This window comes from Desertimonas flava, from assembly GCF_003426815.1.
In the GTDB taxonomy this organism is placed as follows: Bacteria; Actinomycetota; Acidimicrobiia; order Acidimicrobiales; family Ilumatobacteraceae; genus Desertimonas; species Desertimonas flava.
This window is the reverse complement of the sequence record NZ_QKYK01000025.1, coordinates 22,424-39,494: the sequence shown is the minus strand read 5'-3', so window position 1 is coordinate 39,494 and position 17,071 is coordinate 22,424. Positions and strand designations below refer to the sequence as shown.

Genomic DNA, 17,071 nt, shown 5'->3' with positions numbered 1-17,071 from the left:
TCAGGATCCCGGTGACGCCACGAGGCGAACCATCGTCCACGACACCGGAGGCAACGCCATGGTGAGCTCGCCGTCGGCCGGTGGGGCGTCCAACGACACCCGGCGCGGGCGCACCCGGTCGGGAGCCTCGGCGGTGTTGCGCGCGTGGCGGTCGGCATCGGCGAGCTGGAGGCATTCGGCGACGGCGACCGATCCGAGCGGGCGGACGTCGACGGTGAGGGCGACCTCGCGTTCGAGCGACCGGTTGACGACGAACAGCACGGCGCCCTCGTCGTCTCGGGTGGCGACGGCGTCGACGAGGGGGACCTCACCGAAGCGTTCCGTCTCGTAGGTCGGCGCCTCGACGGCGAGTCGCAAGACATCGCCGGATGCATGGCGCGCGGTCGCGGCGAAGGGATGGAAGATCGTCTGGCGCCACGCCGGACCGCCGGGTTCGGTCATGATCGGCGCGATCACGTTGACGAGTTGCGCCTGGCAGGCGACCGCAACGCGATCGGCGTGGCGCAACAGCGAGATCAAGAGGCTGCCCACGACGACTGCGTCGGTGACGTTGTAGGTGTCCTCGAGCAGCCGTGGTGCCCGCGGCCAACCCGGCTCCGGGCCCTCGCTCTGGAACCGGGACAGGTACCACACGTTCCACTCGTCGAACGAGAGGTGGATGCGCTTGCTGACGCCGAGCTTGGCTCGCACGTGGTCGGCGGTGGCCACAACGGCGTCGATGAAGCGATCCATGTCGACCGACGAGGCGAGGAACGTGGCCGGGTCGCCGTCGTGCTCCTCGTAATACGCGTGGAGCGAGATGTAGTCGACGACGTCGTAGGCCTCCTCGAGCACTGTCGCCTCCCAGGAGCCGAACGTCGGCATCGACGAGCCGGAGCTTCCGCACGCGACGAGCTCGAGGTCGGGTTCCGCCTGCCGCATCGCCCGCGCCGTCTCGGCCGCGAGCCTCCCATACTCGGCAGCGGTCTTGTGTCCCGTCTGCCACGGACCGTCGAGTTCGTTGCCGAGACACCACAGCCGGACGCCGTGGGGATCGGGGGCTCCATTCCGGACGCGCCGGTCCGACAGCGCGGTGCCCGAGGGGTGATTGGCGTACTCGAGCAGATCGAGCGCCTCGGCGACGCCGCGAGTGCCCAGGTTGACAGCGAGCATCGGCTCGACGCCGGCCCGTCCCGCCCAGGTGACGAACTCGTCGAGGCCGATCTCGTTCGTCTCGATGGTGCGCCACGCGAGGTCGCGTCGGACCGGGCGGTGCTCACGCGGCCCGACGCCGTCCTCCCAGCGGTAGTTGGACACGAAGTTGCCGCCCGGATAGCGCACGACCGAGACTCCGAGCTCCTCGGTGAGGGCGAGGACGTCGCGGCGGAAGCCGTCGTCGTCGGCGGTGGGGTGGTCGGGCTCGTAGATCCCCGTGTAGACGCACCGTCCGAGGTGCTCGACGAACGAGCCGAACAGCCGGCGACCGACCGCAGCGATCTTGGCAGCGGGATCGACGACGACACGGGCGCTGAGCGGGACTTCGCGACTGCTCACGGTGGCGACCTCCTGGGTGATACCGGGGCTGATTGTGAACGTTAACAGATCCCCACGATGCTCGGAGACGGGCCATCCAGGGGTTCGGTCCGATCTGTGCGGCGCGCATCACTCCGGTCGGCGTGGACACCTGATCGCGAAGAGCCTCGTCGTATCCTTTCGTCGTGCACCGCGCCATCACTCCCGGACGCGACGACGGTGCGTGATCACACGGTCGCTTCGAGGCGACCCGGTCTCCACGACGTCGCCAGAGTGGCCAAGGTGTCGCATCAGACGGTGTCGCGCGTTCTCAACGATCAGCCCCACGTTCGTCCGGCGACGAGGGAGCGGGTGCAACAGGCCATCGCCGAGCTGGGGTATCGGCGCAATGCAGCGGCGCGGTCGTTGGTGACCCACCGGTCGGGGGTGATCGGGCTGCTCACGCCGCGCACCCACCTGTATGGGCCGACGCGGTCGATGATGGAAGTCGAGGTGGCGGCACGCAAGGCCGGGTTCTTCGTCAGCCTTGCCAGCGTCGCCGACAGCTCGGCCGCGGCGCTCGACGCCGCCGTCGAGCACTTCAAGGATCAGGCCGCCGAGGCGGTGGTGCTGATCGCTCCGGAGAAGGCGTGGCTCGACGCGGCGCGCGTCGTGTCGAACGACATGCCGGTCGTCACCCTGTGCGCCGACTACCGACCGGCCAGGAGGTCGCTCGTGTCCGTGGCGATGGACAACCGCAAAGGGGCGTTGCTCGTCACCGAGCACCTCGTGCAGCTCGGCCACCGTGATCACGCCTTCATCACCGGCCCGCCCGACTCGGCCGAGGCCGCCGCCCGCTGGCGCGCCTGGCGGAGCGAGCTGCAACGCGCGGGTCACGACACGTCGCGCGTCTATCAGGGCGACTGGAGCTCGGAGTCGGGCTACCAGGCCGGGCAGCGTCTCGTCGCCGACGGTGTGCCGACGGCCGTCTTCGCGGCGAACGACCAGATGGCGCTCGGGCTGCTGACCGCACTCGGGGAGGCGGGTCTCGACGTCCCGCTCGACGTCTCGGTCGCCGGCTTCGACGACCTGCCCGAGTCGGCGTACTTCCGGCCCGGCCTGACCACCGTGCGGCAGGACTTCACCACGCTCGCGGGGCGCTGCGTCGACGTGCTCGAGCGCATCCTGCGCAATGAGCCGGCGGCGAGCGTCCGAATCAGTCCCGAGCTCGTGATCCGGCAGAGCACCGCCCCACCGCCACACCGGCGTCGGAGACACTGACGTCGTGGCCGGCCGCCCTGCTCGAAGTGTGAGCTCACGGCGCGGATGTCCGCGCCGTGAGCTCACCGATCGCCGCCGTTCGGGGTGGGTCAGCCGCTGCTGCTGAAGGCCGCGTCGAACGCCGCCGATGGAGCGTCGAACGCCAACCGGCGGACGAACTCGAGGGCCTCGGGGGCGCCGACGAGGCGATCCATGCCGGCGTCCTCCCACTCGATGCTGATCGGGCCGTCGTAGCCGATCGTGTTGAGCATGCGGAAGCACGTCTCCCACGGCACGTCGCCATGGCCGGTGGACACGAAGTCCCAACCGCGGCGGGGATCGGCCCAGGCCAGGTGTGAGCCCATGCGCCCGTTGCGCCCGTTGCCGACCTGACGCTTCGCGTCCTTGCAGTCGACGTGGTAGATGCGGTCCCGGAAGTCGTACATGAAGCCGACCGGGTCGAGGTCCTGCCACACGAAGTGGCTCGGATCCCAGTTCAGCCCGAAGGCCGGCCGGTGTTCGATCGCCTCCAGTGTGCGGACGGTCGTCCAGTAGTCGTAGGCGATCTCGGACGGGTGCACCTCGTGGGCGAACCGTACGCCGACCTCGTCGAACACGTCGAGGATCGGGTTCCACCGATCGGCGAAGTCCCGGTAGCCGGCGTCGACGAAGTCCTGGCTCGCCGGCGGGAACATCGCCACCGCCTTCCAGATCGACGAGCCGGTGAAGCCGATGACGGTCTTGACACCGAGCTTCGCCGCGGCCCGGGCGGTCACCTTCATCTCCTCGGCGGCGCGCTGGCGAACCCCTTCGGGATCGCCGTCACCCCAGATGCGCGGCGCCAGGATGCCCTGGTGGCGCGCGTCGATCGGGTCGTCGCACACCGCCTGGCCGGTGAGGTGGTTGGAGATCGCCCACACGCCGAGGCCGTGGCGCTCGAGCAGGTCGCGCTTGGCCGCGACGTAGGCGTCGTCGTCCACCGCCTGCCACGGATCGAAGTGATCGCCCCAGCAGGCGATCTCGAGGCCGTCGTAGCCCCATTCCGAGGCGAGGCGGGCGACCTCTTCGAAGGGCAGGTCGGCCCACTGACCGGTGAACAACGTGACGGGACGAGGCATGTGACAGCTCCTCTCAACGAGCGGTTCTTGTACTGCCCTGGTCGCGATTTCGCGACCAGGGACGGCTGAGAATCAGGTTTTCGGGGTCGAGCGGGAACTCGTCCTCACGGGTCGGCGTGAACGGGCTCACGTGGCCACCTCCTTCCACGTGCCGTCGGCGGCGCTCGCCTCGACGGCGGCGAGCACGCGCTGGATGTTCAGCCCGTCGGCGAACGACGGCGCCGGGTCACGTCCTTCGGCGATGTCGCGGACGAGGTCGACGACCTGGTGGGTGAAGCCGTGCTCGTAGCCGAGCAGATGGCCGGGCGGCCACCACGCGCCGGCGTACGGATGGGTCGGTTCGGTGACGATGATGCGCCGGAACCCGGCGGTCTCGGACGCCTCGGTGCCGTCGTAGAGGTGCAGCAGGTTCATGTCCTCGAAGTCGAAGGCGATGCTGCCGAGCGAGCCGTTGATCTCGATGCGGATGGCGTTCTTGCGCCCGTTGGCGAAGCGCGTCGCCTCGAACGAGCCGACGGCGCCTCCGGCGAAGCGGGCGATGAACACCGCGGCGTCATCGACGTCGACCGGCCCGCGCTCGGCGCCCGCCGCTCCGCCGCCGATCGTCGACCCCTCGCCTGCGGCGGAGGCGGCGGCCACGGGCCGCTCGGTGACGAACGTCTCGAGCAGGCCCGACACCGAGGCGATGCGGTCACCGGTGATGAACTGCGTGAGGTCGACGATGTGGGCGCCGATGTCGCCGAGGGCGCCCGAGCCGGCCTTGGCCTTCTGCAGTCGCCACGACAGCGGGGCCTCCGGATCGACGATCCAGTCCTGCAGGTACTGGGCGCGGACGTGGTGGATGCGCCCGACACGCCCCTCGGCGACGAGCTGGCGGGCGAGCGCGATCGCGGGGACGCGACGGTACGTGAAGCCGACCATCGATCGTACGCCGCCGGCCGCGGCGGTGGCCGCCGCCTCGGCCATCGCTTCGGCCTCGGCGACCGTGTTGGCGAGCGGCTTCTCGCACAGCACGTGCTTGCCGGCTTCGAGGGCGGCGATGGCGATGTCGGCGTGCGTGTCGCCGGGGGTGCAGATGTCGACGAGGTCGACGTCGTCGCGGGCGATCAGCGCCCGCCAGTCGGTCTCGGTGTGCGCCCACCCGAGCCGGTCGGCGGCGGTCGCGAGGGCGTCGGGGTGGCGCCCGCCGATGACGTTCATCGCGGGCAGCAGAGGGAGGTCGAAGAAGCGGGGTGCGGTGCGCCAGGCGTGGGAGTGGGCAGCTCCCATGAAGGCGTAGCCGACCATGCCGACGCCGAGGGTGTTCATCGCGGTCCTTACAGATTCAGGGGGGTCGGTCGGAGTTCCTGTACTGATCCCTTCTCGCCGGTGAGAAGGGATCAGTACAGGAACGTGGGGTCAGTGGCGCGGGAGCGTCAGCTCTCGAAGGCCGAGTCGATGTACTGGTCGACGTTGTCGGCCGTCACGACCGGGGCGTAGAGCTGGATCAGCCGGGGCACCTCGACGTCGACGAGGTCGGCCAGCGCCTCACCGTTGGCCACGAGCCGGGCCAGGGCCACACCGTCGGCGCCCTGCGACGCCGGGTAGATGACCGTCGCCCTGACGAGCCCGCCCTCTTGGATCTCACGCATCACGTTGGCCGAGCCGGCCCCTCCGACGACGAAGAACTCGTCGCGGCCGGCGGTGGCGATCGCCGCCATCACACCGACGCCCTGGTCGTCGTCGTGGTTCCAGATGGCGTCGATCTGCGGGGCCGCCTGCAGCAGGTTGGCCGCCGCCTCCTCGCCCGACTCCACGGTGAACTCGGCCGACACCTGGTTGTCGACGTCGAGGCCGCACTCGGCGAGGGCGTCGGCGAAGCCGCGGCTGCGGTCCTGCGTGAGCGGCAGCGAGGCGATGCCCTGGATCTCGGCCACCACGGCGTCGGGGTTGTCGCCGAGCTCGCCGCAGATGTACTGGCCCGCCGACACGCCCATGCCGTAGTTGTCGCCGAGGATCGTCGCCCGCGACGCGTTGGGATCGTCGAACTCGCGGTCGACGTTGATGACGGGGATGCCGGCCTCCATCGCCTGGAGGGCGATAGGCGTGAGCGCGGCGCCGTCGAACGGCAGGAGCACGATGGCGTCGACGCCATCGTTGATGAACGTCTCCACCTGGCTGATCTGCAGGTTGACGTCATTGGTCCCGTCGGCGACGCGCAGGTCGATGTCGGGGTTGGCCTCGGCGTAGGCGCGGGCGTTCTCGGTGATGGCGGCCATCCAGCCGTGGTCGGCGGCCGGGGCCGAGAACCCGATGACGATCTGCTCGCCGTCACCGGCGGGCTCGGTGGTGGCCGCCGCAGAACCGGCGACGCCGCCGGCGATGACGGCACCGGCACCGAGGGCCAGGCCGGCGCGGCGGAGGCCGCTACGGGTGGACGTGATGCGCTTGGACATTGGTCAGCTCCTTGTTGATGTGCCGAGCCTGCGGCCGGCGTTGATGTGCCGAGCCTGCGGCCGGCGTTGGGTGTGCCGAACGTGCGCCCGGCGTCATGGTGGTTGTGGTGGTGCCGAGCCTGCGGCCGGCGTTGGATGGCTGCCGGTCGGTGGACCGGCGTCCTGTTGTCAACGGTCGCTTCGGGACGCCACGAGCTGCTGGAGCAGCACGGCCGCCACGATGACCGCCCCCTTGGCAACGTTTTGTGCCGAGATCGAGAGGTTGTTGAGCGTGAAGACGTTGGTGAGCGTCGAGAAGATGATCACGCCGATCACGGTCCCGGTGATCGAGCCACGCCCGCCCGACAGCAGCGTCCCGCCGATCACGACGGCGGCGATGGCGTCGAGTTCCCAGAGCTGACCGTGGGTGGCGCTACCGGTGGTCGTGCGCACGATGATCAGCACGGCGGCGATGCCGCAGCACACGCCGAGCAGCACGTAGAGCAACACCGTGTGGCGCCGGACGTTGATGCCGGCGAGGCGGGCAGCCTCGGGGTTGCCGCCGACGGCGAACGTGCGCCGGCCGAACGTCGTGCGGTTGAGCAGGACCCATCCGGCGGCGGCGACGAGGACGAACACGACGACGATCATCGGCAGCGCCTTGCCGGTGAACGGGATGGGGATCGGCGCTCGGTTGAAGAACTCCTCGAACGCCCGCACGTCCGCGATCTGCGTCTTGCGGTTCGACTTGATCTCGGCGAGGCCACGGGCGCTGGCCAACATCGCCAGCGTGGTGATGAACGGCACGACCTTGCCATAGGCGATCAGTACGCCGTTGACGAGTCCCACGAGGGCGCCGAAGAACAGGGCGACGGCGACGATGGCGATCCAGTGGTGGTCGTTCGACCACTTCTGAACGCCGACTGACGAGGCCATCACCGATGCCAGCGCGGCGTTGGCGCCGACGGACAGGTCGATCCCGGCGGCGGTGATGACGAACGTCATGCCGACACTGATCACGCCGATGATGGCCGCCAAACGGAGGATGACGAGGGCGTTGTCGACGCTGGCGAAGCGTCCTCCAGCCGACAGCACGCCCACGAGGCAGAGCACGGCGAACGCGACGAGCAGGCCGATCTGGCGCCAGAACGCACCCGTCGTCCACACCGCAGGGGCGGCACCGGCGTCGACGGGGATGGGACCGGCGTTGGTCGGACCGAGCGACGCCGTGGCCGGCAGATCGCCCGAGGAAAGGTCACTCATGCGAACGACTCCGTGGGTTCGGATGCGGGGGGACCGGTGGACGGTGCGGCATCGGGGTCGGTCGACGTCATCACCAGGTCGAGCACGGCGGGTTCGGTCAGCTCGTCGGCCGGGCCGGAGTGCACGACGCGGCCGTCGCTGATGACGAGGACGCGATCGGCGATGCCGAGCACCTCTTCGATCTCGCTGGACACGACGACGACGGCGACGCCGGAGTCGGCGAGCGCGCGGATCAGTTCGTACAGCTCGGAGCGGGCGCCGACGTCGACGCCGCGAGTGGGCTCGTCGAGCAGAAGCACCCGGCATCCGTGGAGCAGCCAGCGGGCGAGCACGATCTTCTGCTGGTTGCCGCCCGACAGCATGCGCGCGGCGCGGTCGACCCCCGCTGGACGGACGTCGAGCGACTGGGTCAGCCCGAGGCTCTCGTTGCGTTCGCGGCGCGAGTTCACGAAGCCGCCGGTGGCAAAGCGCCGCAACGACGACATCGTGATGTTCCGGTAGACGGCCTCGTCGAGCAGCAACCCCTGCGCCTTGCGCTCCTCGGGGGCGAGCCCGACGCCGGCGCGCACGGCCGCGGGCACGGAGTTGGGGCGCAGCCGGACGCCGTCGACGAGCACGGTTCCGGCCGAGCGTCGCCGCGCTCCGTAGATCGTCTCGACGATCTCGGACCGGCCGGCGCCCACGAGACCCGCGAGCCCGATCACCTCGCCGGCGTGCACCGTGAAGGACACGTCGGAGAACGACCGCCCGCTGGCCAGACCGTGCACCTCGAGCACTGGGGCGGCGCCGGTGACCGGCTCGCGTCGCGCGGGGAACACGTACTCGATCGAGCGGCCGGTCATCAGCCGGATCAGCTCGGGCGTCGGGGTGTCCTTGGCCGACAGCCCGGTCGCCACGGTGGCGCCGTCCTTGAGCACCGTGACGCGGTCGCCGATGCGCCGGATCTCCTCGAGCCGGTGCGTGATGTAGACGATGGCGACTCCCTCGGCGGTGAGGTCGTCGATGACCCGGAAGAGCTTGTCCACCTCGCCCTGGTCGAGCACGGCCGACGGCTCGTCCATCACGATGAGGCGGCTGTGGTACGAGAGCGCCCGGGCCATGCTGACGATCTGCTTGGCCGCCGCCGAGAGGCTGCCGAGGAGACGACCGGGCGAGATGTCGCCGTGGCCGAGGCGGCGGAGCAGGGCTCGCGCTTCGCGCGCGGTGTCGCCGCGGCGGACGAGTCCGCCCGTCGAGCGCTCATGGCCGAGGAAGATGTTCTCCGCCACGGACAGTCCGTCGACGAGGTCGAGCTCCTGATAGATCGTCGCCACACCCAGCTGCAGGGCGGCGGTGGGTCCGGAGATGGTGACCTGCTCGCCGTTCCAGATCACCGTGCCCTCGTCGGGTTGGTAGGCGCCGGACAGGATCTTGATCAGCGTCGACTTCCCGGCGCCGTTCTGGCCGAGCAGGCAGTGGACCTCACCGGCCCGGACGTCGAGGTCCACGCCGCTGAGCGCGACGACGCCCGGGAATCGCTTGACGATCCCGTGCATGGCCAGCAACTCGCTCATCGCTCCGCCGCTCGTTCCGTCCCCCGAGGCACGAACGTGACGATGGCAGGACTTTTGCGTAGAGTCAAGCAAAAGTCCCGTCATCAGGATCAGAAGTGCGTTATGGTCCGCAACGGGGCGAGTGTGAGAACCTCCTGGACCGGATGGACGGCCGCATGAACCAGATCGACGTGATCGGAGAGGGGCCGCTGGGCGGGCGCCTGACGGGACGGCGATGGTGAACGTCTCGGGGGCCGGCGCGATGTTGCACGCGCTGCGTGACCGCCGCCCGCGCACGCGTAGCGAGCTCTCCGAGATCAGCGGACTCGGCCGTGCCGCCGTGGCCCAGAGGCTCGACGCCCTGTTGGCCGCGGCGCTGCTCGAGCCGGTGGGGGAGGCGGCATCGACGGGCGGCCGCCCGCCGACGCGCTTCGCGTTCAATCCGAGCGCGCGTGTCGTGCTCGCCGCCGACGTGGGCGCCACGCACGTCCGTCTCGCCGCCACCGACCTCGCCGCCCGCGTGCTCGACAGCGAGGTGATCGACGTCGACATCGGTCGCGGCCCGCGCCACGTCCTCGGCTGGATCGTCGATCACGGCCGATCGATGCTGCGCCGCATCGGGCGTGGTCCCGAGGAGCTGGCCGGCATGGGCATCGGCCTGCCCGGCCCGGTCGAGTTCGCCACCGGCCGGCCCGTCAACCCGCCGATCATGCCCGGCTGGCACGGCTTCGACGTCGCCGGCTTCGTCGGCGGCCGGCTCGGCTGCCCCGTGGTCGTCGACAACGACGTGAACGTGATGGCTCTTGGTGAGCGGTACATCGCCTTCTCCGACGTCGATCACCTCCTGTTCGTCAAGGTCGCCACCGGCATCGGCTCGGGCATGGTGATCGACGGCGCCGTCCGGCGCGGCGCCCAGGGCGCAGCCGGCGACATGGGCCACATCCACGTTCCCCACGAATCCGATGCAGTGTGCCGCTGCGGGAACACGGGATGCCTCGAAGCGGTCGCCAGCGGGGCGGCGATCGCCGCCCAGCTCGCCGAGCAGGGCATTCCGGCCCGGTCCAGCCGCGATGTGGCCGACCTCGTCTTGCAGGGGTCGGTCGTCGCCGACCAACTCGTGCGTGCTGCCGGCCGTATGATCGGCGAGGTGATCGCCACTGCGGTCAGCCTGCTCAATCCGAGTGTGATCGTGATCGGGGGATCGTTGGCGATGGCCGGTGAGTCGCTGCTCGCGGGGGTGCGTGAGGTCGTCTACCAACGCTCACTGCCGCTCGCCACGGCGAAGCTCGAGATCGTCGCGGCCGTCGGCGGCGAGCAATCGGGCGTGATCGGGGCGGCGGCGCTGCTGTGCGACACCGTGCTCGCTCCCGGCCTGGTCGAGGCGGAACTCGCCCGTCACGAGCCGCGGGTGGCGGCCGGCCGATGAGCGCACGACGCGTGGCCGGCGTCGATTCGTCGACGCAGTCGTGCAAGGTCGTCGTGTGCGACGTGGCGACCGGCCGGATCGTCGACGAGGGTCGAGCGCCGCACCGCGACGGCACCGAGGCCGACCCCGAGGACTGGTGGCACGCCCTCGGGGCCGCCGGCGACGGCCGTCTCGATGCCGTCGCCGCGATCGGTGTGGCCGGCCAGCAGCACGGCATGGTGACGCTGAGTGCCGGCGGATCGATCGTCCGTCCGGCCCTGCTCTGGAACGACAACCGCTCGGCCGGTGCGGCCGCCGAGCTCACCGCCGAGGTCGGCGGACCCGGCTGTTGGAGCGACGCCGTCGGGTCCGAGCTCGTCGCCAGCTTCACGGTGACGAAGCTGCGTTGGCTGGCGAGGAACGAGCCCGACGCGGCGCGCCGCGTCGCCGCCGTCGCCCTGCCGCACGACTGGCTCACGTGGCGCCTGCTCGGTGGCGGTGACATCGACGCCCTGACGACCGATCGCGGCGACGCGTCGGGCACCGGCTACTGGTCGCCGCGCGCGGGTGAGTACCGCGCCGATCTCGTCGAGCTCGCCTTCGGCCGGTCGCTCATCGTGCCGCGGGTGGCCGGGCCGGCCGAGACGGTGGGCACCACGGCGTCCGGTGCAGCCGTGGCCGCGGGGACGGGCGACAACATGGGAGCGGCCCTCGGCCTCGGACTCCGGCCCGGTGACGTGGTGGTGTCGCTCGGCACGAGCGGCACGGTGTTCGCCTGCGCCGACGCGCCATCCTCCGATGCCACCGGTGCCGTGGCCGGCTTCGCCGACGCCACGGGCCGCTTCCTGCCGCTGGTGTGCACGCTGAACGCGGCGCGCGTCCTCGACGCCACCGCGGCGATGCTCGGCACGAACGTCGACGAACTGGCCGAACTGGCCCTGACCGCCTCGCCGGGGAGCGGAGGCCTGACGATGCTGCCGTATCTCGACGGCGAACGAACGCCGGCGCTGCCGGACGCCTCGGGATCGTTGCACGGCATGCGCCGGGAGAACATGACGGCCGCCAACGTGGCGCGCGCCGCCGTCGAAGGCGTGCTGTGCGGTCTCGCCGACGGGCTCGATGCGCTCCGTGCCGTCGGCGTCGAGCCGGCTCGCGTGCTGCTCATCGGCGGTGCCGCGCGCTCACGAGCCGTGCGCGAGATCGCCCCCGATGTCTTCGGGGTCGACGTGGCGGTTCCCGTGCCCGGTGAGTACGTGGCCGTCGGCGCCGCCCGACAGGCGGCGTGGGCGCTCACCGGCGAGCTGCCCGACTGGCCCGTCGCCACCGAGTCGGTCGCGTCGCCCACCGACTCGAATGCCGGCGCAGCGGTGCGTGGGGCGTACGCCGAGTGGCGCACGGCGACCCACGGCTGACATCACACGACCCTCGTGAGAGATCTGTCACCGCTCGCGCCCTGATCGCAAGCGCTGGCCACCCCGGCAGACTGTCGATGTGTTCCTCGGCGACGATCTGTTGGCCTGGTTGCTGCTCGCCCTCGGCGGCGCACTGCTGGTCGGCAACGTGATGGCCATCGTGCGGCCGCCGGAGCGTCCCCAGGCCGAGGGCGATCTCGATCGGGCGCCGCTCGCCCGGTCGATGCTGATGGCCGCGATCGGCCTCGTCGGCGCGGTCTGGGGCCTCGCCACCCTGGTGCTCTGACCGGCTCCCTCAGGCGCGGGCACGGGCGAGCCCGAGAGCCCGGCGGTCGATGAGCGCAAAGGAATCGCGAAGATTTGGCCGTCGGTCGTGAAGAAGCCGTGAAGTTCCGGCGCCGGCCCGGTTCACATCGATAGATCGATCGAGGTGAACGATCTGATTGCCACGATCATCGTGTTCGGGTTCTTCGGTCTCGCTGCGGCCTACGTCTCGTGGTGCGAGCGCATCGTCGAGAACGACTGGCCTGACATCTCGGGCGACGAGCACGAGGCGTTCGGTGGTGCCCATGACCCCACTGCGGCGGGAACGCAGTCATGATCGCCGCATCGGCCGCCGACAACTGGATCGGCCTCGGCATCGCCGCCCTGATCGTGTTGTACCTGATCGTCGTCATCGCCTTCCCGGAACGGTTCTGACATGTCCTGGCAAGCAACGACGTCGATCGTCGCGCTCGTCCTCGTCCTGATCGCGACGGTTCCGCCGCTCGGCCGCTACATGGCGGCGGTGTACGGCTCGAGGCCCGACGGGAGCGCCCCGTTCGATCGCTTCTTCGGGCCCATCGAACGCACGATCTATCGCCTCACGGGTGTCGACCACCGGCGGGAGCAGCGCTGGTCGGCGTACGCGCGCTCGCTCCTCGCGTTCAGCATCGTGTCGCTCGTTGTGCTCTACGTGATGCTCCGCCTACAGGGTTCTCTCGTGTTCAACCCGACGGGGCGCGATGGAGTCGGCTCGTTCGGTGCGCTCAACATCGCGATCAGCTTCGTCTCGAACACCAACTGGCAGTGGTACGGCGGGGAGATGACGTTGAGCCACCTCAGCCAGATGCTCGGCCTGACGGTGCAGAACTTCGTGTCGGCGGCCGCCGGTATGGCGGTCGCGATCGCGATCATCCGCGGGATCACCCGCACCGGATCCCGGACGCTCGGGAACTTCTGGGTCGACCTGACCAGGACCGTCACTCGCATCCTGCTGCCGCTCTCGATGGTGGTCGCCCTCGTCCTCGTGTCGCAAGGCGTCATCCAGAACTTCCGGGGTTCGACCACCGCGACGACACTCGATCGACTGTCGGGCATCTCCGAGCAACTGATCCCGGGCGGCCCGGCCGCTTCGCAGGTCGCCATCAAGCAGCTCGGAACGAACGGCGGTGGCTTCTTCAACGTCAACTCCGCTCATCCGTTCGAGAACGCCAACACGATCAGCAACTTCGTCCAGACCTGGTCGATCCTCGTCGTCCCGTTCGCCTTCGTCGTGGCGTTCGGCTACCTCGTCAAGGACCGCCGCCAGTCCCGCCTGCTGATCGGGGTGATGGCGGTGCTGCTCGTCCTCGCCACGGCTCTCGCTGTGTTCGCCGAGCAGAACGGCAACCCCGAGTTGACCATGGCCGGCGTGGACCAGTCGCTGTCGGTCACGCAGTCGGGCGGGAACATGGAGGGCAAGGAGGTCCGTTTCGGTGCCGCCGCCTGCGGCGTCTGGTCGGCGTCCACCACCAACACGTCGAACGGATCGGTCAACTGCATGCACGGCTCGATGACGCCGCTCGGCGGGACCGCGCCGATGGTCAGCATGATGTTCGGAGAGGTGTCCCCAGGCGGCGTCGGGGTCGGGTTGATGGGCATGCTCGTGTTCGCGCTCCTCGCTGTCTTCATCGCCGGCTTGATGGTCGGACGAACACCCGAGTACCTCGGCAAGAAGATCCAGGCGGTCGAGATGAAGCTCCTCACGCTCTACATCTTGACGATGCCGATCGTGCTGCTCTCGTTCGCCGCGGCTTCGACGTTGCTGAAGAGTGCCCGAACGTTCCAAGACGGGCCCCACGGACTGTCCGAGCTGCTCTACAACTTCGCCTCGGCGGCAAACAACAACGGCTCGGCGTTCGCCTACCAGGGCACCGGCACGGACTGGTACACGATCACGCAGGGCCTGGCGATGCTCGCCGGGCGCTTCTTCTTGATCATCCCGGCGCTCGCCATCGGCGGGTCGCTCGCCGCCAAACCCCGGGTCCCTGCCACCAGCGGCACGATGCCGACGCACAACCCGCTGTTCGGCGGGCTCGTCGTCGGCGTGATCGTCATCGTCGCCGGCCTCACCTTCTTCCCCGCTCTCGCTCTCGGCCCCATCCTCGAGCACCTGTCGCTGTCCTGAGGTGACCAACGGAATGTCGACGACCACATTCGCACCCGACGCCCCCCAGCCTGATCCCGTTCCTGCCCAGCGGCCCCCAAAGGCCCGCCGGCGCGCCGCAGCCAGCCGTTCCGCCTTCGACCCGAACCTCGCCAAGCGGGCCGTCGTCGACGCGTTCCGCAAGCTCGATCCGCGTGTCATGGCTCGCAACCCGGTGATGTTCGTCGTCGAGATCGGCTCGGTGCTCACGACGATCCTCTTCCTGCGTGATCTCGGCTCCAGCGACGGTCAGCAGAACGCCTTTGCCGGTCTCGTCGCCGCCTGGCTGTGGTTCACGGTGCTGTTCGCCAACTTCGCCGAGGCGATGGCCGAAGGGCGGGGCAAGGCCCAGGCCGACACCCTGCGAAGGACCCGGGCCCAGACCACCGCTCGTGTCCGGCGTGCCGACGGCGGCATCCAGGAGCGGTCGTCGTCGGACCTGCAGATCGGCGATCTCTGTGTGGTCTCGTCCGGCGAGGTGATCCCGGGTGACGGCGACGTCGTCGAGGGCATCGCCACCGTGGACGAGTCGGCGATCACCGGCGAATCGGCTCCCGTGATTCGCGAATCCGGAGGCGATCGTTCGGCCGTCACCGGCGGGACCCGGGTGCTCAGCGACGAGATCGTCGTGCGCATCACGGCGAAGCCGGGCGAGACGTTCCTCGACCGCATGATCTCTCTCGTCGAGGGCGCCGATCGCCAGAAGACACCGAACGAGATCGCCTTGTCGATCCTCCTCGCCGGCCTGACGGTCGTGTTCCTCCTCGCCGTCGTCACGCTCCAACCTTTCGCCATCTACTCCGGGGCCGAGCAGAACATCATCGTGCTCGTCGCCCTGCTCGTGTGCCTGATCCCCACCACCATCGGCGGGTTGCTGTCCGCCATCGGCATCGCCGGCATGGATCGCCTGGTGCAGCGCAACGTGCTCGCCATGTCCGGGCGGGCGGTCGAGGCGGCAGGCGACGTGACGACGCTGCTGCTCGACAAGACGGGCACGATCACCTACGGCTCGCGACAGGCTGCCGAGTTCATCCCGGTGTCGGGCGTCGGCGTCGGAGAGCTGGCCGAGGGTGCGCTCGTCTCGTCGCTGGCCGACGAGACCCCCGAAGGCCGCTCGATCGTCGACCTCGCCGTGCGCGACTTCGGTCTCGAGATCGTCGAGGACCCGGGATCGGTCCTCGTCCCGTTCACTGCGCAGACCCGCATGTCCGGCGTCGACCTCACGTCCGGGCGGCAAGTACGTAAGGGCGCGGCAGACTCCGTGCGCCGCTTCGTCGGCGAAGCGGGAGGCACCGTACCGCTCGAACTGGGCCCGACCGTCGAGCAGGTGTCCAGAGAGGGCGCCACCCCGCTCGTCGTCACGGAGCGCCGCGGCGAGGGTGCGCCGTGGCGGGTGCTCGGCGTGATCCGGCTCAAGGACACCGTGAAGCCGGGGATGCGCGAGCGCTTCGACCTCCTCCGCATGATGGGGATCCGCACCGTGATGATCACCGGTGACAACCCGTTGACGGCGTCGGCGATCGCCGCCGAGGCCGGTGTCGACGATTTCCTCGCCGAGGCGACACCGGAAGACAAGATGGCGCTGATCAAGCGCGAGCAGGCCGGCGGCAACCTCGTGGCGATGACCGGAGACGGCACCAACGACGCTCCGGCGCTCGCTCAGGCCGACGTCGGCCTGGCGATGAACACGGGAACCCAGGCCGCCAAGGAGGCCGGGAACATGGTCGATCTCGACTCCAACCCGACCAAGCTGATCGAGGTCGTCGAGGTCGGCAAGCAGTTGCTGATCACCCGCGGCTCACTCACCACGTTCTCGATCGCCAACGACCTCGCCAAGTACTTCGCCATCATCCCGGCGATGTTCTCGGGGACGATCCCCGAGCTCGATTCGCTCAACGTCATGGATCTGCAGAGCCCGCGGTCGGCGATCCTCTCGGCCGTGATCTTCAACGCCCTGATCATCGTCGGGCTGGTCCCGCTCGCCTTGCGGGGCGTCAAGTTCGTCGCCGACTCGGCTGCGGCGGTGCTGCGGCGCAACCTGCTCATCTACGGCGTCGGTGGCGTCATCGCCCCCTTCGTCGGCATCAAGCTGATCGACATGATCATCACCGGCCTCGGGCTCAGCTGAAGGGACTTCTCGTGCACGCACTCTTTCGGCAACTGCGACCAGCCATGCTGATGGTGGCTGTGTTCACCGCGATGACCGGCGTGGCCTACCCGCTCCTCGTCACGGCGGTCTCGCAGCTGGCGTTCAGCGATCACGCCAACGGCTCGCTCATAGAGCGCGGCGGCGAGGTGGTGGGCAGTCGCCTGATCGGTCAGCCCTTCACCTCGCCCGAGTATCTCCACCCGCGACCCTCGGCTGCCGGCGACGGCTACGACCCATCGTCGTCGGGTGCCTCCAACCTCGCGCCGACCAGTCCCGAGCTGCTGGCCGCCGTCGACGATCGCGCCGTCGCCTACCGGCGGGAGAACGGTCTGGCGGTCGATGCCGAGGTCCCGGTCGACGCCGTCACCGCATCCGGCTCGGGGCTCGATCCGCACATCTCGATCGCCAACGCCCGACTGCAGGCGGCTCGGGTCGCCGCAGCACGCGGCCTCGACGTCGACGTCGTGCTCGGTGTGATCGACGACCACACCGACCAGCGGGCGTTCGGACTGCTTGGCGAGCCGGGCGTCAACGTGCTCGTCACGAACTTGGCGCTCGACGATCTCTCGGACTGAGCGAGA

General features: G+C 69.7%; 15 protein-coding genes. 9 read left to right on the top strand and 6 right to left on the bottom strand.

The annotated features are described in order from the left end of the window. Positions 1 to 1,533, bottom strand: a complete 1,533-nt coding sequence (gene arfA, locus DN771_RS22000) for an arabinosylfuranosidase ArfA (protein ID WP_116999719.1) — start codon at positions 1,531 to 1,533, stop codon at positions 1 to 3. 198 nt (positions 1,534 to 1,731) lie between these two features. On the opposite strand from arfA, the gene DN771_RS21995 reads away from it, so the two are divergent. Continuing rightward, positions 1,732 to 2,772: a LacI family DNA-binding transcriptional regulator gene (locus tag DN771_RS21995; protein ID WP_420810935.1), complete on the top strand. Its 1,041-nt coding sequence runs from the start codon at positions 1,732 to 1,734 to the stop codon at positions 2,770 to 2,772. Between the two features lie 89 nt (positions 2,773 to 2,861). Here the strand turns inward: DN771_RS21995 and DN771_RS21990 are convergent, their stop codons facing one another. From DN771_RS21990 to DN771_RS21970, 5 genes are all read right to left on the bottom strand, one after another. Beyond that, positions 2,862 to 3,869: a sugar phosphate isomerase/epimerase family protein gene (locus DN771_RS21990; RefSeq protein WP_116999717.1), complete on the bottom strand. Its 1,008-nt coding sequence runs from the start codon at positions 3,867 to 3,869 to the stop codon at positions 2,862 to 2,864. Positions 3,870 to 3,995: 126 nt separating this feature from the next. Then, the gene (locus DN771_RS21985; RefSeq protein WP_116999716.1) at positions 3,996 to 5,177 is read right to left on the bottom strand and encodes a Gfo/Idh/MocA family protein; all 1,182 of its coding nucleotides are present in this window, start codon (positions 5,175 to 5,177) and stop codon (positions 3,996 to 3,998) included. 107 nt (positions 5,178 to 5,284) lie between these two features. After that, a complete protein-coding gene (locus tag DN771_RS21980) occupies positions 5,285 to 6,304 on the bottom strand; it encodes a substrate-binding domain-containing protein (protein WP_116999715.1) in 1,020 nt (339 codons plus the stop codon). Between the two features lie 168 nt (positions 6,305 to 6,472). After that, the gene (locus tag DN771_RS21975; RefSeq protein ID WP_116999714.1) at positions 6,473 to 7,546 is read right to left on the bottom strand and encodes an ABC transporter permease; all 1,074 of its coding nucleotides are present in this window, start codon (positions 7,544 to 7,546) and stop codon (positions 6,473 to 6,475) included. Further along, positions 7,543 to 9,099: a sugar ABC transporter ATP-binding protein gene (locus tag DN771_RS21970; RefSeq protein ID WP_205528713.1), complete on the bottom strand. Its 1,557-nt coding sequence runs from the start codon at positions 9,097 to 9,099 to the stop codon at positions 7,543 to 7,545. The genes DN771_RS21975 and DN771_RS21970 overlap by 4 nt, the downstream gene beginning before the upstream one ends. 214 nt (positions 9,100 to 9,313) lie before the next feature. Between DN771_RS21970 and DN771_RS21965 the strand changes: the two genes are divergently transcribed. The 8 genes from DN771_RS21965 to kdpC all read left to right on the top strand — a co-directional run bounded on the left by DN771_RS21965 (position 9,314) and on the right by kdpC (position 17,065). Beyond that, positions 9,314 to 10,504 carry an ROK family protein gene (locus DN771_RS21965; RefSeq protein WP_116999713.1) on the top strand — a complete coding sequence of 397 codons (1,191 nt, stop codon included), beginning with the start codon at positions 9,314 to 9,316 and terminating at the stop codon, positions 10,502 to 10,504. Then, on the top strand, positions 10,501 to 11,895 hold the full coding sequence (gene xylB, locus DN771_RS21960) for a xylulokinase (protein ID WP_116999712.1): 1,395 nt from the start codon (positions 10,501 to 10,503) through the stop codon (positions 11,893 to 11,895). The genes DN771_RS21965 and xylB overlap by 4 nt, the downstream gene beginning before the upstream one ends. A 79-nt stretch (positions 11,896 to 11,974) precedes the next feature. Continuing rightward, positions 11,975 to 12,181 (top strand): hypothetical protein, encoded by a 207-nt coding sequence (locus DN771_RS21955; RefSeq protein ID WP_116999711.1) that lies wholly within the window; start codon positions 11,975 to 11,977, stop codon positions 12,179 to 12,181. 144 nt (positions 12,182 to 12,325) lie between these two features. Continuing rightward, positions 12,326 to 12,496: a hypothetical protein gene (locus tag DN771_RS29740; protein ID WP_162942264.1), complete on the top strand. Its 171-nt coding sequence runs from the start codon at positions 12,326 to 12,328 to the stop codon at positions 12,494 to 12,496. Beyond that, positions 12,493 to 12,594 carry a K(+)-transporting ATPase subunit F gene (locus DN771_RS30925; protein ID WP_116999710.1) on the top strand — a complete coding sequence of 34 codons (102 nt, stop codon included), beginning with the start codon at positions 12,493 to 12,495 and terminating at the stop codon, positions 12,592 to 12,594. Before DN771_RS29740 ends, DN771_RS30925 begins: the two co-directional genes overlap by 4 nt. A 1-nt stretch (position 12,595) precedes the next feature. Further along, positions 12,596 to 14,323 (top strand): potassium-transporting ATPase subunit KdpA, encoded by a 1,728-nt coding sequence (kdpA, locus tag DN771_RS21945; RefSeq protein WP_116999709.1) that lies wholly within the window; start codon positions 12,596 to 12,598, stop codon positions 14,321 to 14,323. 13 nt (positions 14,324 to 14,336) lie between these two features. Beyond that, the gene (kdpB, locus tag DN771_RS21940) at positions 14,337 to 16,469 is read left to right on the top strand and encodes a potassium-transporting ATPase subunit KdpB (protein WP_116999754.1); all 2,133 of its coding nucleotides are present in this window, start codon (positions 14,337 to 14,339) and stop codon (positions 16,467 to 16,469) included. An 11-nt stretch (positions 16,470 to 16,480) separates the two neighbouring features. Then, on the top strand, positions 16,481 to 17,065 hold the full coding sequence (gene kdpC, locus DN771_RS21935) for a K(+)-transporting ATPase subunit C (RefSeq protein ID WP_227462440.1): 585 nt from the start codon (positions 16,481 to 16,483) through the stop codon (positions 17,063 to 17,065). Positions 17,066 to 17,071 lie beyond the last annotated feature (6 nt).